At 45.5% G+C, this 24,516-nt stretch carries 20 protein-coding genes and 1 tRNA gene; 8 read left to right on the top strand and 13 right to left on the bottom strand.

The features are described from left to right. Positions 1 to 688: 688 nt before the first annotated feature. The 3 genes from QT998_RS24730 to kaiC all read left to right on the top strand — a co-directional run bounded on the left by QT998_RS24730 (position 689) and on the right by kaiC (position 3,864). A complete protein-coding gene (locus QT998_RS24730; RefSeq protein ID WP_442921999.1) occupies positions 689 to 1,624 on the top strand; it encodes a circadian clock protein KaiA in 936 nt (311 codons plus the stop codon). Positions 1,625 to 1,791: 167 nt separating this feature from the next. Continuing rightward, on the top strand, positions 1,792 to 2,106 hold the full coding sequence (gene kaiB, locus QT998_RS24725; protein ID WP_006632119.1) for a circadian clock protein KaiB: 315 nt from the start codon (positions 1,792 to 1,794) through the stop codon (positions 2,104 to 2,106). Positions 2,107 to 2,301: 195 nt separating this feature from the next. Continuing rightward, positions 2,302 to 3,864, top strand: a complete 1,563-nt coding sequence (kaiC, locus tag QT998_RS24720; protein ID WP_333093372.1) for a circadian clock protein KaiC — start codon at positions 2,302 to 2,304, stop codon at positions 3,862 to 3,864. Between the two features lie 447 nt (positions 3,865 to 4,311). Here the strand turns inward: kaiC and QT998_RS24715 are convergent. From QT998_RS24715 to QT998_RS24665, 11 genes are all read right to left on the bottom strand, one after another. Beyond that, positions 4,312 to 4,382 (bottom strand) — tRNA-Gly (locus tag QT998_RS24715). 151 nt (positions 4,383 to 4,533) lie between these two features. Continuing rightward, positions 4,534 to 6,582, bottom strand: a complete 2,049-nt coding sequence (gene uvrC, locus QT998_RS24710; protein ID WP_333118212.1) for an excinuclease ABC subunit UvrC — start codon at positions 6,580 to 6,582, stop codon at positions 4,534 to 4,536. A 116-nt stretch (positions 6,583 to 6,698) separates the two neighbouring features. Further along, positions 6,699 to 7,451 carry an amino acid ABC transporter ATP-binding protein gene (locus QT998_RS24705; protein ID WP_333118214.1) on the bottom strand — a complete coding sequence of 251 codons (753 nt, stop codon included), beginning with the start codon at positions 7,449 to 7,451 and terminating at the stop codon, positions 6,699 to 6,701. Positions 7,452 to 7,619: 168 nt separating this feature from the next. Further along, positions 7,620 to 8,816 (bottom strand): amino acid ABC transporter permease, encoded by a 1,197-nt coding sequence (locus QT998_RS24700; RefSeq protein WP_333118216.1) that lies wholly within the window; start codon positions 8,814 to 8,816, stop codon positions 7,620 to 7,622. Positions 8,817 to 9,144: 328 nt separating this feature from the next. Continuing rightward, positions 9,145 to 10,359 carry an amino acid ABC transporter permease gene (locus QT998_RS24695; protein WP_333118218.1) on the bottom strand — a complete coding sequence of 405 codons (1,215 nt, stop codon included), beginning with the start codon at positions 10,357 to 10,359 and terminating at the stop codon, positions 9,145 to 9,147. 264 nt (positions 10,360 to 10,623) lie between these two features. Continuing rightward, the gene (locus QT998_RS24690) at positions 10,624 to 11,709 is read right to left on the bottom strand and encodes an amino acid ABC transporter substrate-binding protein (protein WP_333092835.1); all 1,086 of its coding nucleotides are present in this window, start codon (positions 11,707 to 11,709) and stop codon (positions 10,624 to 10,626) included. A gap of 200 nt (positions 11,710 to 11,909) precedes the next feature. Then, a complete protein-coding gene (locus tag QT998_RS24685) occupies positions 11,910 to 12,137 on the bottom strand; it encodes a hypothetical protein (RefSeq protein ID WP_333092834.1) in 228 nt (75 codons plus the stop codon). 478 nt (positions 12,138 to 12,615) lie between these two features. Continuing rightward, positions 12,616 to 17,787, bottom strand: coding sequence for a PAS domain-containing hybrid sensor histidine kinase/response regulator (locus QT998_RS24680; protein WP_333218175.1), 5,172 nt, complete (start codon positions 17,785 to 17,787; stop codon positions 12,616 to 12,618). Positions 17,788 to 17,990: 203 nt separating this feature from the next. Further along, positions 17,991 to 18,392 (bottom strand): fasciclin domain-containing protein, encoded by a 402-nt coding sequence (locus QT998_RS24675; protein ID WP_194011615.1) that lies wholly within the window; start codon positions 18,390 to 18,392, stop codon positions 17,991 to 17,993. Between the two features lie 247 nt (positions 18,393 to 18,639). Then, the gene (locus QT998_RS24670; protein ID WP_333118221.1) at positions 18,640 to 19,011 is read right to left on the bottom strand and encodes a hypothetical protein; all 372 of its coding nucleotides are present in this window, start codon (positions 19,009 to 19,011) and stop codon (positions 18,640 to 18,642) included. A 202-nt stretch (positions 19,012 to 19,213) separates the two neighbouring features. Beyond that, positions 19,214 to 19,375 (bottom strand): hypothetical protein, encoded by a 162-nt coding sequence (locus tag QT998_RS24665; protein ID WP_333092832.1) that lies wholly within the window; start codon positions 19,373 to 19,375, stop codon positions 19,214 to 19,216. Between the two features lie 7 nt (positions 19,376 to 19,382). Here QT998_RS24665 and QT998_RS24660 point away from each other — a divergent pair, with 7 nt between their 5' ends. Then, positions 19,383 to 19,652 (top strand): hypothetical protein, encoded by a 270-nt coding sequence (locus tag QT998_RS24660; RefSeq protein WP_333118223.1) that lies wholly within the window; start codon positions 19,383 to 19,385, stop codon positions 19,650 to 19,652. Positions 19,653 to 19,759: 107 nt separating this feature from the next. On the opposite strand, the gene QT998_RS24655 is transcribed toward QT998_RS24660, so the two are convergent. Next, positions 19,760 to 20,200 carry an Hsp20/alpha crystallin family protein gene (locus QT998_RS24655; RefSeq protein WP_333092830.1) on the bottom strand — a complete coding sequence of 147 codons (441 nt, stop codon included), beginning with the start codon at positions 20,198 to 20,200 and terminating at the stop codon, positions 19,760 to 19,762. Positions 20,201 to 20,431: 231 nt separating this feature from the next. Beyond that, positions 20,432 to 20,719, bottom strand: coding sequence for a hypothetical protein (locus QT998_RS24650; RefSeq protein WP_194068401.1), 288 nt, complete (start codon positions 20,717 to 20,719; stop codon positions 20,432 to 20,434). A gap of 185 nt (positions 20,720 to 20,904) precedes the next feature. On the opposite strand from QT998_RS24650, the gene QT998_RS24645 reads away from it, so the two are divergent. The 4 genes from QT998_RS24645 to plsY all read left to right on the top strand — a co-directional run bounded on the left by QT998_RS24645 (position 20,905) and on the right by plsY (position 24,452). Next, positions 20,905 to 21,699 (top strand): MlaE family lipid ABC transporter permease subunit, encoded by a 795-nt coding sequence (locus QT998_RS24645; protein ID WP_333092843.1) that lies wholly within the window; start codon positions 20,905 to 20,907, stop codon positions 21,697 to 21,699. 64 nt (positions 21,700 to 21,763) lie between these two features. Next, positions 21,764 to 22,156, top strand: a complete 393-nt coding sequence (locus tag QT998_RS24640) for a DUF3119 family protein (RefSeq protein WP_194011621.1) — start codon at positions 21,764 to 21,766, stop codon at positions 22,154 to 22,156. Between the two features lie 59 nt (positions 22,157 to 22,215). Then, a complete protein-coding gene (locus QT998_RS24635) occupies positions 22,216 to 23,556 on the top strand; it encodes a DUF3086 domain-containing protein (protein WP_333118225.1) in 1,341 nt (446 codons plus the stop codon). Between the two features lie 212 nt (positions 23,557 to 23,768). Then, positions 23,769 to 24,452, top strand: a complete 684-nt coding sequence (gene plsY / locus QT998_RS24630; RefSeq protein ID WP_333118226.1) for a glycerol-3-phosphate 1-O-acyltransferase PlsY — start codon at positions 23,769 to 23,771, stop codon at positions 24,450 to 24,452. Positions 24,453 to 24,516: the final 64 nt, after the last annotated feature.

Here is a 24,516-nt window from a genome sequence, read left to right as displayed (position 1 = left end):
ATTCATTTTTTTATTGTCACAATCAAGTATTGCATATAATTGTATCATAGTCTTGATAATGATTTAGGATTGCTATATATAAATGTATTGGGAGCATCTGTGTTTTGCAAAAAGCATTTTTTTTGTGATAGTGCTGTCCCCGAAGAGCGAGTTGTACAATACGCGAGCGGAACACGCTCAAAGGCAAAACACAGATGCCCCCATGCAAAACACAGATTCTCCCCATTTGTTCAATCAGATTTGTAGTGATTTTTTTTCATTTCCTAGATGCTTGACATTCTACTTATTTTAAGGGGTTGAATCAGCCCTGCCTAATTTGGGGGCCTAAAAACGAAATCAGGATGAGAGCGAACAGCGCTTGACCTAAATTTGCCCGTTCATGACACAAAGCCAGCGGGTTTTTTTGCGCCAAGTAACCAAACTCTAGACTATTTCTAGATGAGTTTGCTTGTATGGCGGTAGCAACTAAGCGACACTGTAAGTAGCAAGTCAGTCCCTGTAAGGTCTGAAGGCATCTAAAAACGGTGTTTTGCTAGACCGTTCCTAGAGAGTGCCTGCTAAATGGCTGAAAGTATTGATAGTCGGTTAGGTTTTGGATGAGTTTTTAAATGTTAAGTTTTTTGTAAAGGAGATATCAACTCTGAGCGATCCAGCACTTTCGGGCAACTTAGGTGTTTCACCTACAGCTTTGCTTCCTCAACTGTCGATCGGTATTTTTGTCCGCTCACAGGAACTCGCAGGCTCGGCGATCGAGCTTTTGAGCGGCGATCGCTATGCTTTAACCCACATCAAGTCGGCGGTGGAGTTTTTGGGATTCCTGAAGCACAGTTATCACCTCGATTGTTTGGTTGTTGAGGTAGATGGAGATCGGCGCGAACTTCTCAGCAAGCTGCAAGAACGATCGCTCTTATTGCCTGCTGTGATTTTTTCGCCCCAGCCGGGGAAGGATGAAATACCCGAAGCACCACTTTCAGATAGTTTTGAGACGCAGCCCAGTAACGCCGACAAGAGTCAAGATCAAAGTTGTACTTTTTTTTACCACCCTGCGGAGGTGCAACTGCCGATCGCCCGATCGAGCGAAATAACTGCAGCTATCGATCGGGCGATCGGGCAATTTCTCAAACTTTCAACTTTAGTTCCTCTCAACGATCGATCCGCAAAAGTCGATCCGACAACCCTATTGACTGCTCAAAGTTTGCTAAGCCGGCAGCAGCGGCGACTTGCGGAAAAATTACGGGAGCGATTAGGATACTTAGGTGTGTATTATAAAAGAAATTCCCAGATTTTTTTGCGAAATCTGTCTGAGTCAGACAAGCAAAAGTTCTTGGAGCAACTCAAGTCAAGTTATCGCGACATCGTTTTGCATTATTTTTCTGAAGATACTGCAGTCAACAATCAAATAGATGAATTTGTCAATTTGGCTTTTTTTGCAGACGTTCCCGTGACTCAACTTGTAGAAATTCATATGGAGTTGATGGAGGAGTTTGCTAAACAGCTAAAATTAGAAGGACGCAGCGAGGAAATATTGCTCGATTACCGCTTGACTCTGATTGACGCGATCGCTCATCTGTGCGAAATGTACAGGCGATCGATTCCCAAAGAGACATCTAAACCTAGAGAGTAGAAGGAAGAAAGCAGAAGCTAAAATTTACCAAAACAGAAAGGAGAAGACGTTCGATCGGGCGATCGGAAAGCAGCAATTATTATAAAATAACAAAGAACAGCAGACTTAACACAAATAACCACTACAACTAACATCTGACAACTCATACTCAACATCTATAAAAGTTCATGAGTCCTCTCAAAAAAACCTACGTTCTCAAGCTCTATGTTGCTGGAAATACTCCCAACTCAGTGCGAGCTTTGAAAACCCTAAAGGACATCCTAGAACAAGAATTTCAAGGAGTATACGCCCTGAAAGTCATAGACGTTCTCAAAAATCCTCAACTCGCAGAAGAGGACAAAATTTTGGCAACCCCGACTCTGGCGAAAATCCTGCCGCCCCCGGTGCGAAAAATTATTGGCGATTTGTCCGATCGCGAGAAAGTTCTGATAGGATTAGATTTGCTCTATGAAGAACTCCGCGAAGAAGACCTGAATTCATAAGACGAGCGGGTGACAGTCATTAGTCAGCAGTGATTAGTTATTAGTTATGGGAGCATCTCATTTTTGTAAAAAGCATTTTTTTGTTATAGAACTGTCCCCGTTCGCGCGGGTTATATAAGCCAGTGCGAACGCGGACACCACTATAAAAGTTAATGATTCACAACTAAAGAATACTGAGAGTTCACAAAAATCGATATGAATGAAATTATTCAAACAGTACAACCAGAAAAAAATGCAACTGCAGGAGTTGAAAAAATTCGCACGATGATTGAAGGTTTTGACGACATCAGTCACGGCGGAATGCCAGTCGGCAGAACCACCCTAGTCAGCGGCACATCAGGAACAGGAAAAACTTTATTCGCCGTACAATTTATCTATAACGGAATCACCCATTTTGACGAACCGGGAGTCCTCGTAACTTTTGAAGAATCACCGACAGATATTATTAAAAATGCGTGCAGTTTCGGTTGGGATCTGGCAAAATTAATCGATGAAGGCAAGCTATTTATTTTGGACGCTTCCCCCGATCCAGAAGGTCAGGATATCGTGGGAAATTTTGATTTATCAGCCTTAATCGAACGGATTCAATACGCCATTCGCAAGTACAAAGCCAAGCGCGTTTCTATAGATTCAGTGACAGCAGTATTTCAGCAGTACGACGCTGCATCGGTAGTGCGCCGAGAAATTTTTCGCTTAGTTGCGCGCCTCAAACAAGTAGGCGCAACTACAGTTATGACTACCGAAAGGCTGGAAGAATACGGCCCAGTGGCGCGGTTTGGAGTGGAAGAATTTGTATCGGATAATGTAGTAATTGTTCGCAACGTTTTAGAAGGGGAACGCCGCCGCCGCACAATGGAAATTTTGAAGTTGCGCGGTACAACTCACATGAAAGGCGAATATCCTTTTACTATGACTAATGACGGCATTAATATTTTCCCATTGGGAGCGATGCGATTAACTCAAAAGTCTTCTAACGTGCGGGTTTCTTCCGGCGATAAAACTCTCGACGAGATGTGCGGCGGCGGTTTCTTTAAAGACTCGATTATTTTAGCTACGGGTGCAACGGGAACCGGCAAAACCTTGTTGGTAAGCAAATTCTTGCAAAATGCTTGCATGAACGGCAATCGGGCGCTGCTTTTTGCCTATGAAGAATCGCGGGCTCAGTTGTTCCGCAATGCTTATTCTTGGGGCATTGATTTTGAAGAAATGGAACAGAAAGGACTGCTAAAACTGCTGTGTACTTACCCGGAATCTGCGGGTTTGGAAGACCACTTGCAGACGATTAAATCAGAAATTGCGGAATTCAAACCTTCTCGAATTGCTATTGACTCGCTGTCGGCCTTAGCTAGGGGTGTTAGTAATAATGCTTTTAGGCAATTTGTAATCGGAGTAACTGGTTTTGCGAAGCAGGAAGAAATCACTGGCTTTTTTACAAATACCAGCGATCAGTTTATGGGTTCTCATTCGATTACTGACTCCCATATTTCTACGATTACTGACACGATTATCATGCTGCAGTATGTAGAAATTCGCGGGGAAATGTCGCGGGCAATTAATGTGTTTAAGATGCGCGGTTCGTGGCACGACAAAGGGATTCGGGAATATACGATTACTGAACGGGGGCCGCAAATTAAAGATTCGTTCCGTGGCTACGAACGGGTCATCAGCGGTTCTCCGACTCGGATTGCGATTAATGAGAAGAGTGAGTTATCGCGGATTATTCAGGGGGTACAGGGCCCAGATGATGACGATATTTAATAGCAAACAGTCGGTTTTAGGGTGCTCTTAGCAAACACTTTATAACTGTTGTTGAGAAACTCATACCCTGTACGGTCGATTGACAATGACAAAATAGGTTTGTAGTGCGGAATGCGAGTCCGTTCTTGGGTTGCGGACTCCAGGAAGCGCAGCGCGATCCATTTTTGTTAGTCTAATCGATCGGACATCACATTAGAGGTAGCCAAGCAAGTCATATCAATTCCGGTTGCAATCATACATGATGTTAACGGTTAACTGTTAACGGTTAACTGTCAACAGTGAATTTACTATTCCGATGAAGAGAGGATTTGATATCAGAACCGTATTGCTAGACATTCCCCAAACCGCCGATGATACTCACCTCAACCCCCTAATTCTTCGTAATTGGGGAAATAAAAAACCTCAAACCGTTGATTTATCGTGGGTTTGAGGTTTTTAAGTGTAGTAAGCGGGCAGCGGGAATCGAACCCGCATAGTTAGCTTGGAAGGCTAAAGTTTTACCACTAAACTATGCCCGCACACAGAATCTAAATATAACACAAGCTTCTAAAAATTGCAATAGGCCTGTGCAAAATTTTTTAAGTTGTCCCTCCCAAGGGCTAAATCGGGACTTGGAGCCCGATCGCCCAATCCAGCCAAAAATCTCCCTTTCCCAGGCTACCAAAGGCTTTACGGGTGGAAATAATCGTAGACTTGCTGCGCCAGACGCGGGCCAATCCCAGAAACTTCTGCCAACTGTTCGGGAGTCGCTAAACGCAGATAGTCGATCGACCGAAAATGCGCTAACAACAGTTTTTGTCGGTGGTGTCCCAATCCGGGAATTTCATCAAGGCGCGATCGCTTCATTCTCTGACTTCTTTGATCCCGGTGAAAACTCACAGCAAATCTGTGCGCCTCATCCCGCACCCGCCGCAATAATTGTACCCCTGGCTGCTCAGAATTACTGGGCAGCGGCAAAGATTCCCCCGGCAAAAATATCTCCTCTCGCTGCTTGGCCAAACTGACAACCCGCAACTCATCTAGCAAATTCATCTCCCGCAAAACAGCCACAACTGCTGACAGTTGACCTTTGCCACCATCTATCATAATCAAATCCGGTTTGTCAGAAATAGTATGAGAAACCGAAGATAAACTACTGACTTTTTGCCGCAATCCTAAATTACTCAATTCATTTTCATTACTTTGATCCGTTAAATCCCGTACATTGTTCGTTGCCGAACTTTCTTTTTCCTTATTCTTGCGGAATCTCCTGCCGATAACTTCTGCTAAACTCGCAAAATCGTCAGAATGACCCGATTTAATTTCAGGATTCTTAATTTTGTAATGGCGGTAGTGTTGATTGGCCGGCAAACCATCAATAAATACGACGCGGGAAGCTACCGCATCCGAACCTTGGATGTGAGAAATATCGTAACCTTCTATGCGGTGCGGCAGTTCGGGCAAATCGAGAAGTTCTGCTAAATCTTCCATTGCTTGAGAATTGCGATCGCCCAATCTCTGCATTCTCGCCAATTCATACTCAGCATTGCGTTCCACCATCTCAATCAACTCCGCCTTAGTTTGGCGCTGCGGAGTCACAATTGTCACTTTTCGTCCTTTACGATTGCTCAACCAATCTGCTAATATTTCCGCTTCTGGCAATTCGTACTGCACTGAAATTTCGCTGGGAATTTCTACAGATTCGACATTTTGATAATGTTCCTCCAACACCCGCTGCAAAATTGCTCCCGGTTCTCCCCCCGCTTCCCCACCTTCGCAAAGAGGGGAGGAAACAGAAAGTTGAGACAACTCTTGGCCCGCCTTGGTAAGGGGCGGTTGGGAGGGTATTTCTGCAATAAATCCCAGTCTTCCGACTAATTGGCCGGCACGAATCTGGAATAATTGAACGCAAGCGTGCTGAGTGCCGGCTGCAAGGGCGATCGCATCTCTAGAAACCGTATCATCGGGTAAAGAAACTTTTTGGCCAGCACTCAAAGACTGCAAACCCTTAATTTGATCTCGAATCCGCGCCGCAGTTTCAAAGTTTAAATCTTCCGCTGCTTGTTCCATTTGCGGTTCCAGAATATCCAGCAATTCCTGAGTCCTTCCCTGAAAAATCATCGCTACCTTTTGGATAATTTTGCGGTATTCTTCCGGCGAAGTTAGCCCTTGACAAACGCCGACGCAGCGGCCGATGTCGTAGTTCAAACAGGGACGGTCTTTAAACAGCGGCTGAGGGCGCTGTCGCAGGGGGAAAATCCGCTTGATTAAATGCAGCGTACTCCGCAGCGCACCTGTATCGACGTAGGGGCCGTAGTAGCGGTCTTTTGCACTGCTGGCGCGACGTTTGCGGGTGATGAAAATGCGCGGGTATTCTTCCGACCAAGTGATGCACAAATAAGGATATTTTTTATCATCCTTGAGGAGGACATTAAAGTAAGGTTGGTGCTGTTTTACAAGGTTTGCTTCTAATGCTAAAGCTTCCGCTTCTGTGTCGGTGGCGATAAATTCAATTTCCCGCACTTGCTGTACCATCATCGCGATGCGGGGACTGAGGTTTTGGCTTTCGCGGAAGTAGGAACGGACGCGATTTCGCAGTTTTTTTGATTTACCGATATAAAGGATGCGATCGCTCTCGTCTCGCATTAAGTATACACCAGGAACCGCCGGAATTTCTTTGAGGCGACTTTCTAGGCGTTCCGAGTCTTTAACTAACGGCAGAGTTTTTGTGGATGGCATTGCAAGCTATCTCAGCAAAATAGAGACTGATTGTACACTTTTTTATTTTACCTTAATTCTGTCTTTTTTTACGGCTGCTACCGCAGCCAAATTCACCGATTAAACTTGAAAATTAGTTACAATATCTGAGATAAAAACTTGCGGGTGCGTTCTTCCTTCGGATTCTGAAAAAACTCTTCCGGCCCGGCTTCTTCCACTAAAACGCCGCCGTCCATCAATACAATGCGATCGGCTACTTCGCGCGCAAATCCGACTTCGTGAGTTACTACTACCATTGTAATTCCAGTTTCAGCCAAATTTCGCATCACATCTAAAACTTCTCGCACCATTTCTGGATCTAATGCTGATGTTGGTTCGTCAAAAAGCATAATTTTAGGCTGCATTGCTAAAGAACGTGCAATTGCTACCCGTTGCTGCTGTCCGCCAGATAGCTGTCCGGGATATTTTTGTGCTTGTTCCAAAATTCCCACTCTTTCTAACAGTTGCATTGCTGCTTCTTCGGCTTTTTTCTTGGGCCAGCGGCGCACCCATACGGGCGCTAGCATGACGTTTTGCAAGACTGATAGGTGGGGAAACAGGTTGAATTGTTGAAATACCATTCCTACTTCCCGGCGAATTGTCTCGATGTTCCGCAAGTCGTGGGAAAGTTCGATTCCGTCGATCGTTATTTTACCTTGCTGATATGCTTCTAAGGCGTTGAAAGTACGAATAAATGTGGATTTTCCCGAACCGGACGGGCCCATTATGACGACGACTTCGCCTCGGTTGACGTTCATGCTAACGCCTCGCAGTACGTGAAATTTTCCGTACCATTTGTGGACGTTTTCTGCTACGATTACTGTTTCGGGACTTGTGGATTGAGTTTCCATGATTTTTTTATTTGTTAACCGCTGATGAACGCAGATGAACGCTGATAGAGATTTGTGTTTAAAAATTGTCTAATGACTAATGACTAGGCTTCGGCTTCGCGAGCGGCTAAAATGACTGATGACTAGCCTTCGGCTTCGCGAGGGGCTAAAATGACGTTGGACTAATGACTAATGACTTTTTTCGAGACTGCGTTCTAGTTTGCGGCTAGCTAATGACATTGAATAGCAAAATACCCAATAAATTAGGCCGACGAATATGTAAACTTCGGCGTATCTGCCGATGTATGATGGATTTGCTAAAATTGCGCGGGATATTCCGATTAATTCTAACATTCCAAATAGCGCAAGTAGGGATGTATCCATGAATAATCCGATAAATTGACCGCCGATCGCCGGAATGACTGTTCGCAACGCTTGGGGTAGTACAATGAGAATTGTAAGTAGTGGTGTGTTTAGCCCGATCGCCCTTGCCGCTTCTATTTGTCCCCTGGGTACGGCTTGCAAGCCCCCGCGCACGTTTTCTGCCAAGTATGCCGCACTGAATAATGTTAATCCGGCGATCGCCCTTACGACTCTATCTAATTTGGGATATTCCGGCGGCAAGAATAATTGCAGCATCACTTGACCTAAAAACAAAATGCCAATTAATGGCAAACCGCGAACGATTTCAATATATAATGTTGAAAGCAGTTTGACGACGGGCAAAGAACTTTGTCTCCCCAGGGCTAGCAATACTCCCAAGGGAAAGGAAAGCACAATGCTAATTATTGCTAAAAACAGCGTCAACACTAAACCGCCCCAATCATTTGTCGAGACTTCTCTCAAACCTAACCCGCCTTTAATTAGCCACAAAATCAGCGGGAAGGATAAAGCCCAAATTCCTGGCATCCAACCCATGATTTTAGGGTTGACTTGTCTGGCGGTGACGTAGCCGACGATGGCTGCGATAATAATTCCTAAGAGGTAGAAGCGAGAGGTTTGGTCGATCGGCGAAATTAGCGCACCGACAACCGCAGCAGCGAGTAAAATCAATGTAGGCGCATTCCAAAGTCGTTCTTCCCGCTGAATATTTCCCCAAGTCAAGCCTCCCAACAAAGCAATTATTCCCGCCACTATCCACAGCCGCCAGTAGGATTCGCTGGGAAATCTGCCCGCAAAAAATAGCGGCAAGTTGGCTTCTAATACCCGCCACTGAGCTTTTGTTGTAGCCCAAACGATAATTCCTTTGATAGTTTGGAAACCGACAATCAGACAAACTACTGTAAAAATGCAGTTGTACCAGGTACTAAATAGGTTTGTGCGCGCCCAATTCCAAGGTGTGGGCGATTCGGTGGGGGGAGGCGGTAGTACGGGGGTTTTTTCCATAATTCTTTAGTGGTTAGTGGTTAATTTATAATTGCACTTATATCTAGCCTTTTTCAGTAACATTAGATGCTAGGAGTGGGCATTGGGCGGAGCGAAGCGGAGGGATTGGGCGAGCGCGAAGCGGAGGGATTGGTCATTGGGCAAACCTCATTTTATTGAGAACAGCTATACTAACATTTCTAAAGTTTTTACGGCTTTCTAGTTTCTGTTCGTTCGCAAACAAATTAGCAGTTTCAGAATAACTTAATTTAAATGTTTTCAAGACGCTGCTTAAACTGAAGTCACTGTAAGCCATTTGATTTGCCTTATTGTTACCAGAATTAAATTTTTATCTTTCCTTGAGTTGTACGGTTCGATTGTACCAATTCATGAATAGAGAAACTATTAAACTAATTGTCAGGTATGTTACCATGATAATTAGCATTGCTTCGATCGCCCGACCGGTCTGATTCAAAGTCGGAGAACCCACTACAAAGTAAACATCGGGATAAGCAACCGCCACCGCTAAACTCGAATTCTTAGCTAAATTCAAATACTGACTGGTTAAAGGCGGCACTATCACCCGCAAGGCTTGCGGCAAAATTACCATCCGCATCGCGGTTCCCGATTTTAGTCCCAAAGATTTTGCTGCTTCCCACTGACCTCGCGATACTGACTGAATTCCGGCGCGGACAATTTCTGCAATATAACTCCCAGTATACAAGCTCAGTCCTGTTACTAAGGCTGCAAATTCTGGAGTTATTTTTAATCCTCCTTGGAGTTGCAATGCTGGTGTCAGGCGCGGAAAATCTAGGCGCAAAGGCAGATTTTTGGTGATAATTAAAGCTACGATCGCACTTAGCCCGATCGCACCTGCCGCCCAAAATAACTGTCTTCCCGGCTTCGCTGTTTCCAGCATCACCCGCCCCCGCCACATCCACAGCCCCGCCGCAGCCAAAACTCCGACAGTTAATAAAATCAACCAAATCTCAAAACCGGGCAAAGGTGCAGGCCAAGGTACAGCAATGCCGCGATTTGTCAAGTAAATCGGCCCTTTCATCTGCGGGTTATCTTCCAGTTTTGGCAGGGAAATGAACACTGCAAAATACCAGAAAAATAATTGCAGCAATAAGGGCGTGTTTCGCAGAATTTCTACGTACAAAGCAGCCAAATTTCGCAGCAACCAGTTGTCGGAAAGGCGCGCAATTCCTACCGTCACGCCCGCAATTGTTGTGAAAACAATCCCCAGACCCATTACCCGCAGCGAGTTGACTAAACCGACAAAATAAGCTTGTCTGTAGGTGTTTTCGGGACTGTAGGGAATTACGCTTTCGCCGATATCGAAGGATGCTTGGGAATTGAGAAAGTCAAATCCAAATTCAATCCCTAGTTGCGCGTAATTGGCGCTGATATTGTCCCAAAAAATGGCGATTACAGTTATTACTAAAATTAGGGCGATCGCCTGTCCGACTATTTTCCACAAGCGATCGTCTCGCAGCAGTGTTGATAACTCTTGAAATTTGGATGATTTCTTGGAGTGGCCCGGTTGAGGTTCTGTATTCATAATTTTTTAATGTAGAGCGAACTAGACTTGAATTGCATAAATCTTTGATTGATAGATCTACCGCAGGTGCAAGGCAGATGCAACCCACGATAAACGCAGATAATTTCAAGTCTTGAGAGCCAATGAATGACAGAGGTCTACTATACAGAGAATTACGCACCAATAGCCCAGAAACCGGGTTTTTGAAGCGGTAAAGAGCAAGCGTCAAATATTTGCGTAAAAAACCCGGTTTCTGGGACGAAGCGCGTTTAAGTCCTGATGAAATTAACGGAAGGGTGGCGAGTAAAGCAAACCGCCATCTTTCCAGAGTCTGTTTTGACCTCGGTCTAACTTAAGTGTACTTTTCGGGCCGAGGTTGCGATCGTATATTTCCCCGTAATTCCCCACTTTTTTAACAACGCGGAGAGCGAAATCGTCCGAGAGTCCGAAACCTTTACCTAAGTCTCCTTCTTTTCCTAGCAAACGTTTGACGTTTGGATCGGTACTGCTTGCTGCAATTTTATCTACATTTGCTGAATTAATTCCCAAATCTTCAGCTTCAATCGTCGCAAAAATAATCCATCTCACCGCATCCGCCCATTTCGCATCGCCGCTTTTTACCGCTGGGGCTAAGGGTTCTTTTGACATCACTACCGGCAAAATCACATTGTTCTCGGAATTCGGTAGAGTTGTGCGCTTAGAAAGAAGTTGCGATCGATCGGAAGTAACACCTTGACAGCGACCTTCTTGATAGGTAGCAAAGGTAGCATTCACATCTTCAAACACGACAGGAGTGTATTTGACTCCTAATTTTCGCATTTGGTCGGACAAATTTTGTTCGTTGCTCGTACCTGTCTGCACGCAGATAGATTTGCCCGCAAAATCTTTTAAACTTTTGATGCCGCTGTCTTTTTTGACCATGATGCTTTGAGAGTCATAAAAGACAATTGGCGCAAATTCCAGTCCCGTAGTGCTGTCGCGACTTGCCGTAAAGGTGGTATTTCGGCTGAGAATGTCGATTTCTCCAGATTGCAAAACTGTAAATCTATCTTTGGCGTTGAGCTTTCGGTATTCGACTTTTTCGGGATCGTCAAATATTGCGGCCGCCACCGCCCTGCACACATCTACATCGAGTCCCGAATATTTACCTTTTTCGTCTACAAAGCTAAAACCCGGTAGTTCGCCGCTGACGCCACAAATGAGTTTGCCGCGGCTGACAATAGTATCTATCCGGCTGGAACCTTGTTGCGATTTGCCTTCACCAGAATTTGTCGCTGTATTTTGTCCGGTTTGTGCCGATCGATCCCGACAAGATGCTAGCGGTGCGACTAATAACACGCTTGCTAGCAATAGAAATCCCCATTTACGCATAGATTTTAGTAGAACGCTTTCCTGACGATCCTACCTTGTAGCTGTCGATAACTTTGCCGATCGCCCATTTACAACATTGGGCTGCTTCAAATTAGCTGTTGTGAACCGCGACAACTCCACGCAAACCAGCCGATCTTTTTGAGCCGGCTGCGGGCGATCGCCCTTGTCTACAATATTTATCCAATTTTGATTTAATGGGCTCAGAACTGATCGGGGGCCAAACGCTCCTCAGCTAAATCGCGAATTAGCGACAGCCGAGACTCGATGTACTCGTTCAACACATCTGTTTCATTGCCATTGAGCGCAGAATTTGCCTTTAACTGCTTCAGCAGCCACTGTACCAGGGTGTCATCGTCTAAATTGACTAACAGAGTGGCTTGGGTGGTCTCAATTAACGACCAGAGTTGACGTAACATGATTGGAGTCATAAAACCTCCTCAAGCGTAAATACGCAGTTAATGGGTTGGGCGGGCGAAAATCCGATCTTAGTCTTTCAAGCCGATATACGAAAAGTACCTTTTGAGCGATCGGCTTAATGATTATTTTATATTTCACCACAATAACTCAATTTAGTAGTGTCAAAAGCTACAACACACAAGATGTTATAAGAGTTCCTAATCTCGTCACATAGAAATAAATATCTTGATAAAAAGTTAAAAATCTTTACAGGTTATCGATCGCAGGGGCTAATAGGAGGTATTTGCGATCGGGCGATCGGGCCACTTTTGCATAAAATCAATCAAGTCCTAGGTTGCGTCGCCTAGCGAAAATCCCTAAACATATCCATAATCTCATAGATCCGCACCTTGCAAACTATCGCCCGTGCAAAAAACCCAACACTTCTTTTGTAGCCAAACTATCATGATTTTTTAGGCCTGGGCACTCATACAAATACTGTAGAACCTATCACTGACCAGCAGTCCACTTTTCAACCCCCGCCAGAATTAATTCTAATTCAGCGATGATTTTCGTCGCGCCCTCCAAATCGTTTGATTGTGCCAGACGTTCAAGCTCAGCAGCCAAATCCGGCATTCGCCGCACCGCCGCCGTAGCGCTGACACCTTTAATTTGATGCGCGTGGCGGGCCAGCGCCTGCACATCTCCCGAAGAAATCGCCCCCTTAGCTGCTTTTAAATAACTGTCAGTATCCACCACAAAAGTTTGCAAAATTTCCAGCTCAAAATCTAAATCAGCGCCAGCAATTTCGTGCAAACGCGCCATATCCACTACAGATTCTAGATCCGCTGCAGAGTTTTCGAGTTCCTCGCCCTGAAACTTGGGACTTTCAATTTTTAACTTTACCGACCAATTTTCGAGTACAGATTTTAACTTTTCGATCGAAATAGGTTTGCTAATATAATCGTCCATCCCCGCCGCCAGACACTTTTCCCGATCGCCCTTCAAAGCATTCGCCGTCATCGCAATCACCACCGTATGAAGCTTCAACTCTCCCAAACCAGCAGCGCCTGTCGCTTCCAGACGGCGCAATTCCCGCGTCGCTTCGTAACCGTCCAAAACCGGCATCTGACAGTCCATCAACACAATGTCATACTTTTTGAGAGTCAGCATCGATAGCGCCTCAGCACCGTTATTCGCCACATCCGCAGCGCATCCCAAAAGTTTGAGTTGATTCAAGCCAACTTTTTGATTGATCGGAGTATCTTCAACTAACAAAATCTTCAAGCTGGCTAACTCCCGATTGTCAATAACTGAGGGTTGATTATTGGTGGGATTTGCCAGCGACAGATCGATTTCAACACTAGGGGCGATCGCATTCACCAAACAATCAAACAGCCGATGAGCTTTCACCGGTTTAGTTAAATAGCCGCTAAAACCGATATCTACCAAACGTTTCGCCTCCGATATCTGAGTAATAGAAGTCAACACCACCCAATGCGTTTGCTGCATAGCCTGCTCAGCAATCATCAAACGTTCCAGACTTCCCGCCACCATTTCCGGTAACTGAATATCAACCAAAACAATAGCGTAAGGAGAATTAATGCTGACAGCTTTGTACAGAGAGGCGATCGCCATCCAACCGTTCTCAACCTCGTCAACTTCCATTCCCCACAAAACAGCCATTTTCAGCAGCACTTTTCGCAATGTCGGCTTATCGCTAGCAACTAACATTTTTCGTCCCGCCAACACCGTTTGCAAATTCACGTCGCACGCTGTCCTCGCAGCAGTCAAATTTTCCTTAACAGCCGGCACAGTAAACCAAAAAGTTGAGCCTTGACCAAGCGTGCTTTCCACGCCTATTTGACCCCCTAGCAACTCCACCAACTGCTTAGAAATAGCCAAACCTAAACCTGTACCACCGTATTTTCTCGTCGTAGAAGCATCAACTTGAGTAAAAGATTGAAACAGCTTTATTTGGTCTTCTGTCGTTATACCAATTCCTGTATCTGTGATTTTAAACAGCAGGAACAGCGATCGATCGCTTCCGAGTTTTAACGGCTGCATATTCTCTAATTTTTGGCGGGCGGCACTGGCTGCCACCAACCCCGGAGGTCTGCCAGTAGAAACTTCAATTACTACTTCTCCTACTTCGGTAAACTTAATCGCATTATTGATTAAGTTAGTGAGAATTTGTCGCAACCTCGCTGCGTCGCCTCTAATTTTCTGCGGCACGTCGCTGTCAATCAGCGCCACCAATTCTATACCTTTTTCTTGTGCGGGAGTTGCTAACAAATCCAGCACTTCATCCAAACAGATACTGAGGTCAAATTCGATGGTTTCCAAGCGCATTTCTCCGGCTTCCAGTTTGGAGAGATCGAGAATATCATTAATGATTGATAGCAAATTTTGGCTGCTGAGTTTCAGCGTCTGCACAAAGTCTAGCTGTTCGGGAGTGAGATTTGTTTTCAGCAGCAAATCAGTCATTCCCATCACTCCATTCATCGGAGTGCGGATTTCGTGACTCATATTTGCTAAAAATAGCGACTTCATTCTAGAGGCTTCTAGGGCTGCTTCTCGGGCTTGCTGCGCTTGTTCAAACAAAGTAGATTGCTGAATGGCGATCGCCAACTGCACGCTCAACCTTCCCAGCAAATCCACCTCAGAATCAGTCCAAGCGCGTGGGCCACCGCACTGGTGAGCAACCAGCAATCCCCACAACCGATTTTGACTGGTTTCCCAACTCGCGATGGGCGATTCTGTTCCGGGAGTTTTTGACCAATTTTCGGCGATCGACTCTTGATTTTCATCGCCGATAAAAATTGGGACAACTAAATTAGCCCTTACCTGCAAACTCACCAAAAAATTTAGGTGGATGTCGCTCAAGCTTGCCGCATGAACATCTTCAATAGCTTGAATTTTACCAGCGCGGTACACCGATACATAACTTTCCTCAAAAGATGATTCTTCCAGCTTTCTGTCTAGCAGCGGCATCCAATCCTCGCCCACAGATTCCACAACCACAATCGCTGTTTCCTCCGAATCAAAACGATAAATTACCGTGCGGTCAGTCGCCAGCAAATGCCGCACTTCTTCCACGGCTGTGCTCAGAGTTTGAGTGAGATTGAGAGACTGCCGGACTCGCTGGGCGATCGCCGAAACCAGCCGTTCTTGTTCTGCTTGTTCCCGCAGCATTCTCTCAGCTTGCTTGCGTTCTGTCACATCGCGAATTACCGCAGCAAAGCACAGCGGTTCGCTTCTTTGAGGATGCTTTACCAGAAAAGCATTTATCACCACATCTATGCGTTTTTGGCTGTGGAAGTTCTGCATTTTACCTTCACCTTGCCACTGACCGTCACTGAGCATTTTGGGCAAAATTTCTTGAGTAAATTCTTGTTTAAAAGTGTGACCTATATAATCCCATATCTCCGTATAAAGCATTTCCGAAAGCTGATCTACACCAACCATTTTGCGTCCGGCTTCGTTGACAAACAGTGTGTGGCCTTCGAGAGTAGCCATACCGATAAAATCGCTGCTATTTTCAATCAACGACACAAATTTTTGCCGTTCTTCTTCTTCTTTTTTGCGTTCGGTAATGTCGCGCTTGACGCAGACGTGACAAATTATATCGGCGCTGTTGTTCATCACAGAGTATGCCGCTACGTCGATCGCCAGCGTGCGCCCTTTTTTAGTAGAGTTAGTAATTTCGCCCCGAAAAGTTCCTGTTTTCGCTAAATTTTTGGTAATTGCCGAAAAGCGCTCCTCCGCCACCAGCGGCGGCGCTTCTGCTTCTAATTCTGCGTCTGTGTATTCTAGCAGCGATTGGTGAGCGCGATTTTGTTCGAGAAAAAACCCATCAGCATCGATAATTACGATCGCATCGTTGGAGTTTAAAAATATTTCTCGATAAAGTTTAAGTTTGTCCTCAGCTCGCTTGCGTTCGGTGATATCTCTTTTGACGCTGACGTAACAAACCACATCCCCAGCATCATTGAGAACCGCAAAAGCCGAAAGTTCCGCCTCAAAGATTCCGGCTTGTAAAGCCTTAACACAGGTTATTTCGCCTCGATAACTCCCTGTTTCGGCTAAGCTTTGCAGCAGCGACGCAAAAGCCGGTTCTCCCATGTGAATCGCAGGGGTTTTTCCCCACAATTTCGATGAACTGTAACCCAGCAAAGCTGTGTGAGCTTGATTTGTTTCTAAATAATAACCTTGGGGGTCTAAAATGGCGATCGCATCGTTAGACTTTAAAAATATTTCTTGATAAAGTTGCAGTTTTAATTCCGCTCGTTTGCGATCGCTAATATCCGTGAACAAGCCGTAGTAAACTATCTCCCCCGATTCTTGCATTTCCGGTTGAGAAGCTCCTTGCATCCATTTCAGTTTTCCCGACGGAGTAACAATTCTGCCTTCCCACCGCCAAGGCTGCAAACTTTCAGCAGAAATCTGCACCGAGTTAACAAAATCATCTCGATCTTCGGGATGAATCATGTCAACAATTACATTAAAATCTTGCTGAGCCACCTCTGGTTCTATTTCATACAATTCTCGACAGCCCGCGCTCACAAACGAGAAGGTCATCGAACCGTCTGGCTGCAAGTCAATTTGATATACCGTACCAGGTACGCTAGCAGTAATTTTTTGCAGTTTGGCTTGGCTTTGATTTCTGGCTTCCTCTGCTGCAGAGTGTTCTAAAATTTCCCGATAAATACCCAAAACCCCAAATATATTGCCCTCCGCATCCCGCAGCGGCAGTTTTTGGGTGTCAAAAAAGTGTTGTCTGTCGCCTCCAAAGACGATCGCCTGGTAGGGATTGCGAACCATCTCCCCGGCGAGTACAGCTCGATCTTCCTCGCGAATGCCCCTAACAAAGCCTTGGCGATCGCCAAATACGTCTGCTGCTGAAAATCCTAATTCAATGTCATCTTTTCCGAGAATTTCTTCAACATTTTTCCCTAAATATTGCGCCAAAATTTGATTAACAAAAATGTATTTAAAATTTCTATCTTTGGCAAAAACTATGTCCGGCGCACAGTCCGCCAAAGCCCGCAATACGAATTCTTTAGTTTCCTCACCGACTGCAAAATTATCTCGATCTTTTTCCTTGACATTCGGCTTTTTAGCTGCTAAATTAATCAAAGATGTTGCACAGATTTGAGCGACAGTTTGGAGCAAACAAAGGTGTTCGATATTAAAAGCAGTTGCCTGCTCTGCACCGATAAAAAATACTCCCAACAATTCTTGACTTTCATCTTCGTTAGCTGGTGCCATCAAGACAGACTTAAACTGACCGATTGGTGGCAAAGCGATGTTGTACGCCCAGTCCCGATTTCCAGCGAGCCATTCAACGCGGGCTGCTTGCAATCGTGCTTTAATTTTGGCTTTGGTGCGAGCAGTTAAAGGGTTTGACAGTGGTTGGAGGTATAGTCGATCGTCCGGTAGCGTCAAAAGTTCGTTAGCGTTAGCGAAGCGATCCGAAGGAAAGCCCGCCCCTAGGGTGGCTGGGCCCTCGAAGAGGATCGTCTCCGCAGGAATCAGACGCCCGATATGTTCGATACACGCAGACCAAATTTCCTCAGCAACCCTGGCAAGTTGTACTTTCACGGTAAGTTCGTTGAGAACTTGCAGTTCAAAAGTACGCTGGCGGACTTGTGCTTTGAGGCTGGCGGCTAGGATTTGCATAGTGCTCACCACACAGGTTTCCTTATATTATAATTATTGATTTTCAAACTTTTTTAAACAATAATTTTAAAATATATCCGGCGAAAAGACAACTTTTTTAGATTTAAATTACCTTCATTCGTCACAAAATAAAAGCGCGATCGGGAGCGAAGCAGCAGTGCAAGACACCTGCTTCGCTCCCGCTGCAAAGTTGAAAAGTGAAATTATCCCATCAAAATCACGTTATCAATAACGTGGATGACACCATTGTCAGCTTCGATATCTGCCGCGACAACAGTAGCGTTTTTCACTTCAAAACCGTCAGAACAATCAATTTTAATTGGCGAACCTTCTAAAGAAGTAACAAAACCGAGTTTTGCCAAATCAGCCTTCATAAACTTGCCGGAGACGACGTGAAACATCAAAATTCTGCTCAATTGGGGGACATTCTGCACTAGCGTAGTGATAGTTCCCGGTGGCAATTTCGCAAAAGCATCGTCAGTGGGTGCAAAGACCGTGAAAGGCCCCGGACTTTTGAGTGCATCTACTAAATTAGCTACTTGCACCGCTGTTACAAGGGTTTGGAAGGAACCCGCACCTACGGCAATATCCACAATATCAGGCATTTTGTTCTACCTCGTTTGGCAAAAAAGTTCTATTAAGTATCGTAAACTGATGCGGGCAAAAATACCTACTGTCTTTACTAAAAAATTGGTAATTCGTTGAGGTGCTGGGATTTATCTCCTCTCTTATTTTGCGGGTACAAGTCCGAACTTTCTAACCTGACAATGGTTATTTTATAGGTATCATATTATTAACTAATATGTAACTTAGTCGCGAGGCAATTTAAGATCCCTACAAGATTGCTGGCGGTTAGGACACCAAAACCTTTGTTTCTAAATATGTTATTTCTAAATTCAAACCCTCTCCTTTATGAATATTGAAGCTGCCATACAGAATAGAAATCTCAAAAATATCCGTATGAATTAAAGCTGCTTGACGGTGTTCGTCTTCACCCAAATGAATGCCAATTAAATCAGCTTCAGGTTCTTGTACATCTTCAGGATGAAACACTTCCCAACTGACATCTCGGCAGTCATGAAATACTATGGTATAAGGCAAGCGATCACCTGTAGGATCGTAAATACATTGAAATAAAATTTCATTTCCCCACAAAGAGACATTGACATTGGTTACGAGGGATGTCAGTCCACCTAAATTAAGTAAGTTGTAGTCATCCGGCATACTAATTCCTCACTTTTTCTCCAGTATTGTGTGTACCCAGAATTGGGTTGCCAAATTCATCGCGTGTTTTGATCAAACTGCCGTCTTTGTCAAGACGCAAACCTTTGTTTATTCTTCTGCCATCTGAACCGTATCTAGGAGCAGCGGTGCGTATAACTTCACCATCAATACGAATATGGACTCGCGAACGAGCGGCAAATTCCTATTCAAGATAACCACCTTTAGTAGGTCGGATTTCTGCACCCAGTCCGCGCAAAAAGTCATCGACTTCTTGGCGAGTCATTCCGGTTAAGTTTCCAAATTCCGATGCAGTTCCATGTCCTCCAACTCCCTGACTCGGCACGCCAGTCTCCCCACCAACCATTGCTGATTTGAGTTTAACACGGTTGGAAGAAGGAAGTTCGGCAACGAGCAATGTACGGGATGTAACGGATGTAACTGATGTAAGTCCGTCGGAAGATGGAAGAAGGAAGTTCGGCAACGAGCAATGTACGGGATGTAACGGATGTAAGTCCGTCGGAAGAAGGAAGAAGGAAGAAGGAAGAAGGAAGAGGGAAGAAGGAAGAAGGAAGAAGGAAGAGGGAAGAAGGAAGAGGGAAGAAGGAAGAGGGAAGAGGGAAGAGGGAAGAATTATTCCTTAAACTCGCAATTTTCAATTTTCAATTTTCAATTACCAATTACCCAAAGAATAGGGGTACGCACTGCGCCCCCTATTAATAAACTAACTAAAGTGGTAAAGAATTATTGATTAGCCGAGTTGAACTTTAACCACGCGGTTCTTTTCTGCTTCCGCCTTTGGTAAAGTCAAGTTCAAAATCCCATTTTTGTACTCAGCTTGTACGCTGTCATTTTGAACTCGTGCGGGTAGGGGAATCACCCGGCGGAAGGAACCGTAGCGAAACTCTGAACGGGTTATGCCTTTATCTTCGCTCTTGATTTCCGATCGCCTTTCGCCACTAATAGCCACCGCTTCTGCGGTTACTTGTACGTCCAAATCCTGAGCTTCCATTCCTGGGATTTCTAACTTAAGGTGGATGGCTTCGGGAGTGTCATTGAGTTCGGCGGGGGGGACAAAAGCTAGGCCGTTAGATGGGCGATCGGTCGCTGGTGTCAAGCTATCAAACAACCGATTCATTTCTCGCTGCAAGGAGTCCATTTCTCGCAAAGGTTCCCAACGAATAAGTGCCATAATTGATACCTCGAATCTCTTACGTTGTTAGAGGTTGAGAAACACTTGACTCAACCTGTATTTAATATATTCCTGCTTCCGCAACAGCGATATTCGGTTTTCCGCAAAAAGGGCGATCGCATTTCCGAACATTGGCGATCGTACTGCTAAATCATTACAGGCGCAGGTATCCGAGGGAGCCACAGCTAAATAATGTTAAATTTGAGATTGCTCTGCTTTTTCTCAAGTCGGTCAATCCCACCGCGAATGCTGATAAGAAGCGTAGGTATCAAACAAAGCACCAACCAAACCAAAAGCTAGACCGATCGCCAAAACACCCTGCAGAGGAGAGCCACTGCCGAAAGTCGCTAAGAACTGTAAAATCATGTTTTCTCCAGAACGACCGAGCCCTTGGAAGCCAGGGACGAGGCTAATCAGCGCACAGCCAGTCAATCCCGCGCCGATCGACAATAAGGGAGCGACAAAGCTCAACAGGCCCGTCAGCAGTAAAGAGCGAAGAAAATTAGGAAATATGCTCATAAGAGTCAGTAAATTCAGCTAAACTGCCGAAAGGTGCAAGTAAACAAAACTTGTCTTTTTCTACGATAGGCAGCGATCGCCCTCCGCAGCCAATTCTGTCAAAAATCTTAAATCTTAGAGAAGAAACTTGTTTAAGATTTGTAGATAGATTTCATTTTTGGCAGTTGTTCTACAGTCAAAATCCCTTGAGTACAACTACACAGTCGAGCCTCAGTTTGTGGAGTAAGCGGTTGTTCGCAGCAATTTTATTGGGCGGCCAAGTCATGCTGCACCTGCTGACGCGCAAAATTAACCGCCGCAACACCCTCGACCAAATGGCAGCAGTTGGCCCGGAATCGCTGTTGATTGCTTTGCTGACTGCTGGTTTTGTCGGCATGGTATTTACTATTCAGGTAGCGAGGGAGTTTATTAACCTCGGTGCCGGCAATGTCGTCGGCGGCGTTTTGGCTTTGTCTTTGACTCGCGAACTCGGCCCCGTTTTAACAGCGGTAATCGTGACGGGACGGGTAGGTTCGGCTTTTGCGGCGGAAATCGGCACGATGCAGGTCACAGAGCAGATAGATGCCCTGCTGATGCTCAGAACAGACCCGATAGACTACTTAGTAATTCCCCGCGTCATTGCTTGCTGCTTGATGCTGCCAATTCTGACAATATTGTCCCTAGTCACCGGCATCATCGGCGGGCTGCTGATTGCAACGACAATGTACGGCATCTCTCAAACAGTGTTTTTAGAATCTGTCCGGCATTTCCTGAGTCTGTGGGATATTTGCAGCGCAGCAATTAAGGCTTTTGTGTTCGGTGCTTTGATTGCTGTAATCGGTACTAGCTGGGGTTTGACCACCACCGGCGGCGCAAAAGGTGTGGGACAATCGACTACTACAGCGGTGGTGACGGCTTTGCTGGCAATTTTTGTGGTTAACTTTTTGATGACTTGGATCATGTTTCAGGGGACGGGTTCTAGCGTACTCAAAGGCTTGTAAGCTAGGAAACAGATAAAATATGAATAATTGGCAACATTCGTTTATGTACCTTTGATTTAAACCTGTGAATACAACCGCCTCTGCGACCGCGCCCACAAATACGATCGAGCTCGCCCCGAGTTTTGCGATTCCCCTAGTGCTGGTACTGGCCGCCGTACCGCTGCTGTTCGTGCAGAAGTGGGCGAGTTTGCCGCTTTCGCTGTTCGGCTTGTTTCTGATGTACCAAGCCGCCACCATCCGGCTGCAATTCACCGCAACGGATTTGGACATTTATCGATCGCAAAACTTAATCCGCCGCTTTCCTTACCGAGAATGGCAAAATTGGCGGATATTTTGGCCCGCGCTGCCGATTTTGTTCTATTTCAAAGAAATTAACAGCATTCACTTTCTGCCGGTTCTGTTCGATCGTAAAATGCTACAGACCTGCTTAGAACAGCGCTGTCCCCGTCAAGACTAAAAAAGTTGTTAATTTAAAATATTTAGCTTTTCCGTGCCCTGGGCCGAACAAAATTTCCCATGAATTCAGACGAATCTCCAACCCAAAAACCTCAAGAAACAGCCGCCGCTGACGGCGAACTAAACTTATCGGTATCTGAGACGGAGTACCAACTTCCATCTCAGACACCGCAAAAGCCGATCGCTCTTAACAAACCTGCCGCCCAATTCCCGCCAGAAACAGACCCCTGGGCCGAGGAAGAGGCCGAAATCGCCGATGAAGCGGACGCAGCAAGCGCGATCGACAAAATTCAGCCAGAAACAGACGATCGCTCTTTTGAAAGCGCGTTAGCGAAGCCCTCGAAGAGGATCGGTCGAATCGAGCCAGAAACAGACTCCCAGCCAACAGCAACCGCCGCAACGGTGACAGAAATTTCAGAAAATGTTACCGAAAATGTGGCAGATCGAGTTCAAAAATTGCTCCAGCAAGAACAAAATTTGACAGAAAAAATTGCGGCGCTGGAAGCCGACAAAGCCCAAGCATTAGAAGCGTTGAGCGAGGCTCAATCATCGATGGGGCGTTTGGTACAAGACGGCTTGATTCAATTAGACAAGCGCAAACAAACCCTACAAATCGAAATAGAAAAACTCGAACGCCGGCGCGATCGAATTCAAAAGGAAATGCGGACAACTTTTGCAGGCGTTTCCCAAGACTTAGCCATCCGAGTCCAGGGTTTCAAAGACTATCTAGTCGGAAGTTTGCAGGATTTGGCCGCCACTGCGGAACTCTTAGATTTGACACCGCCAATCCAAGAAACGCCCAAGCAAATGTATGCGGACGAATCGGAGTCCTCAGCACCAGTAAATCTGAGATTTGCCGAACCAGGATTTCAAGAACAAACCAAACAAATTCGCCGCATCCTCGACCAATATCGCACCCTCCCGGACTACTACGGCCCAGCTTGGCAACTCCGCCGCACCTTTGAACCCATCCACGCGGAACGAGTCTCTAACTGGTTTTTCACCCAAGGAGGAAGGGGCGCTTTGCGAACTATGGGTTCGCGCTTGCAAAATATCTTGATTACTTCGGCGATTGTTTCTGTCCTCAGAAGCGTCTACGGCGCACGGGTGCGGACTTTGGTGCTCGCCAACACTCCCGAACGTTTGGGAGAGTGGCGCAGGGGTTTGCAGGACTGTTTGGGGATTACTCGCAGCGATTTTGGCCCGGAACGCGGCATTATTATGTTTGAGTCTCCCGAGGCTTTGGCTCAAAAAGCCGATCGACTGGTGAAAGATGGCAATTTGCCGCTAATTGCGATCGATGAAACTGAGGATTTAATTAGTTTGTCAATGCTGCAATTTCCGCTGTGGCTGGCCTTTGCTCCAGATCCGCAAAGTTTGATGGTTCCTAAAGATTTTTGAATGGGTAATTAGTAATTAGTAACGGCTAATGGTAATCGGTAATTGCTGATTGGACAAGCAAAAAACACACCATACCCGGCAGGGGCGGGTTGAGTTCAGAATCTATGAAACAAGCAACTCGATCGAGGCAAAATCCGCCCTCTCTTTATGAAGGTAAAAAAAACACATTTGCTATGGCAAATTGTAAAAATACACGAAGATTAAATTAAAACATGACTAGCTGGATAGTTTTAAATGGCGCACTTTTAATAGCAGCTTATCTGCTGGGTTCAATTCCGACTGGGTACACCCTGGGTAAATGGATGCTGGGAATTGATATTCGAGAGGTGGGTTCTGGTTCGACTGGCGCGACTAATGTACTGAGGACTTTGGGGAAAGGGCCGGGGTTGGCGGTGTTGCTGGTTGATGTGTTGAAGGGCGTAAGTGCGATCGTCCTAACCCGCTACATTTACTCTCTAGATTTTACCACTCAGCTAGCGATCGGCGCAGGTATAGAAAATACTTCCACTATCATTCCTTGGATGGCAACTTTAACAGGCTTGTTTGCTGTTTTGGGCCACAGCAAGTCTATCTGGTTGGGGTTTACCGGCGGTAAATCTGTGGCTACAAGTTTGGGAGTTTTGCTGGGTTTGTATTGGCCAGTTGGTTTGGGAACTTTAGGGATTTTTGGAATTGTTTTTGCAGTGTCCCGAATTGTTTCTTTAAGCTCAATTATCGGAGCAATTAGCGTTGCTGGATTGATGTTTGCTTTACATCAGCCGCTGGCTTATGTATTGTTTGCAATTGCGGGCGGTGTGTTTGTGATTGTGCGGCACCGCAGCAATATTCAGCGTTTGTTGAACGGTACTGAACCGAGGATTGGAGAGAAATTGGAAACAGCAGCTAGCGATCGATAATCATATCATGTCCGGTTGATGACCATAACAAAAACCCTTCGTTCTTAGTCCGTTCTCCGGCTGC

This window comes from Microcoleus sp. S1D4, assembly GCF_036700765.1.
In the GTDB taxonomy this organism is placed as follows: domain Bacteria; phylum Cyanobacteriota; class Cyanobacteriia; order Cyanobacteriales; family Microcoleaceae; genus Microcoleus.
This window is presented reverse-complemented; position numbering and strand designations above follow the sequence as displayed.

Coding starts and splice junctions, on each gene's coding strand:
- kaiB (WP_006632119.1), top strand. CDS start 1,792: ATGAGTCCTCTCAAAAAAACCTACGTTCTCAAGCTCTATGTTGCTGGA.
- kaiC (WP_333093372.1), top strand. CDS start 2,302: ATGAATGAAATTATTCAAACAGTACAACCAGAAAAAAATGCAACTGCA.
- uvrC (WP_333118212.1), bottom strand. CDS start 6,582: ATGCCATCCACAAAAACTCTGCCGTTAGTTAAAGACTCGGAACGCCTA.
- QT998_RS24705 (WP_333118214.1), bottom strand. CDS start 7,451: ATGGAAACTCAATCCACAAGTCCCGAAACAGTAATCGTAGCAGAAAAC.
- QT998_RS24700 (WP_333118216.1), bottom strand. CDS start 8,816: ATGGAAAAAACCCCCGTACTACCGCCTCCCCCCACCGAATCGCCCACA.
- QT998_RS24695 (WP_333118218.1), bottom strand. CDS start 10,359: ATGAATACAGAACCTCAACCGGGCCACTCCAAGAAATCATCCAAATTT.
- QT998_RS24690 (WP_333092835.1), bottom strand. CDS start 11,709: ATGCGTAAATGGGGATTTCTATTGCTAGCAAGCGTGTTATTAGTCGCA.
- QT998_RS24685 (WP_333092834.1), bottom strand. CDS start 12,137: ATGACTCCAATCATGTTACGTCAACTCTGGTCGTTAATTGAGACCACC.
- QT998_RS24680 (WP_333218175.1), bottom strand. CDS start 17,787: ATGCAAATCCTAGCCGCCAGCCTCAAAGCACAAGTCCGCCAGCGTACT.
- QT998_RS24675 (WP_194011615.1), bottom strand. CDS start 18,392: ATGCCTGATATTGTGGATATTGCCGTAGGTGCGGGTTCCTTCCAAACC.
- QT998_RS24670 (WP_333118221.1), bottom strand. CDS start 19,011: ATGCCGGATGACTACAACTTACTTAATTTAGGTGGACTGACATCCCTC.
- QT998_RS24665 (WP_333092832.1), bottom strand. CDS start 19,375: ATGGTTGGTGGGGAGACTGGCGTGCCGAGTCAGGGAGTTGGAGGACAT.
- QT998_RS24655 (WP_333092830.1), bottom strand. CDS start 20,200: ATGGCACTTATTCGTTGGGAACCTTTGCGAGAAATGGACTCCTTGCAG.
- QT998_RS24650 (WP_194068401.1), bottom strand. CDS start 20,719: ATGAGCATATTTCCTAATTTTCTTCGCTCTTTACTGCTGACGGGCCTG.
- QT998_RS24635 (WP_333118225.1), top strand. CDS start 22,216: ATGAATTCAGACGAATCTCCAACCCAAAAACCTCAAGAAACAGCCGCC.
- plsY (WP_333118226.1), top strand. CDS start 23,769: ATGACTAGCTGGATAGTTTTAAATGGCGCACTTTTAATAGCAGCTTAT.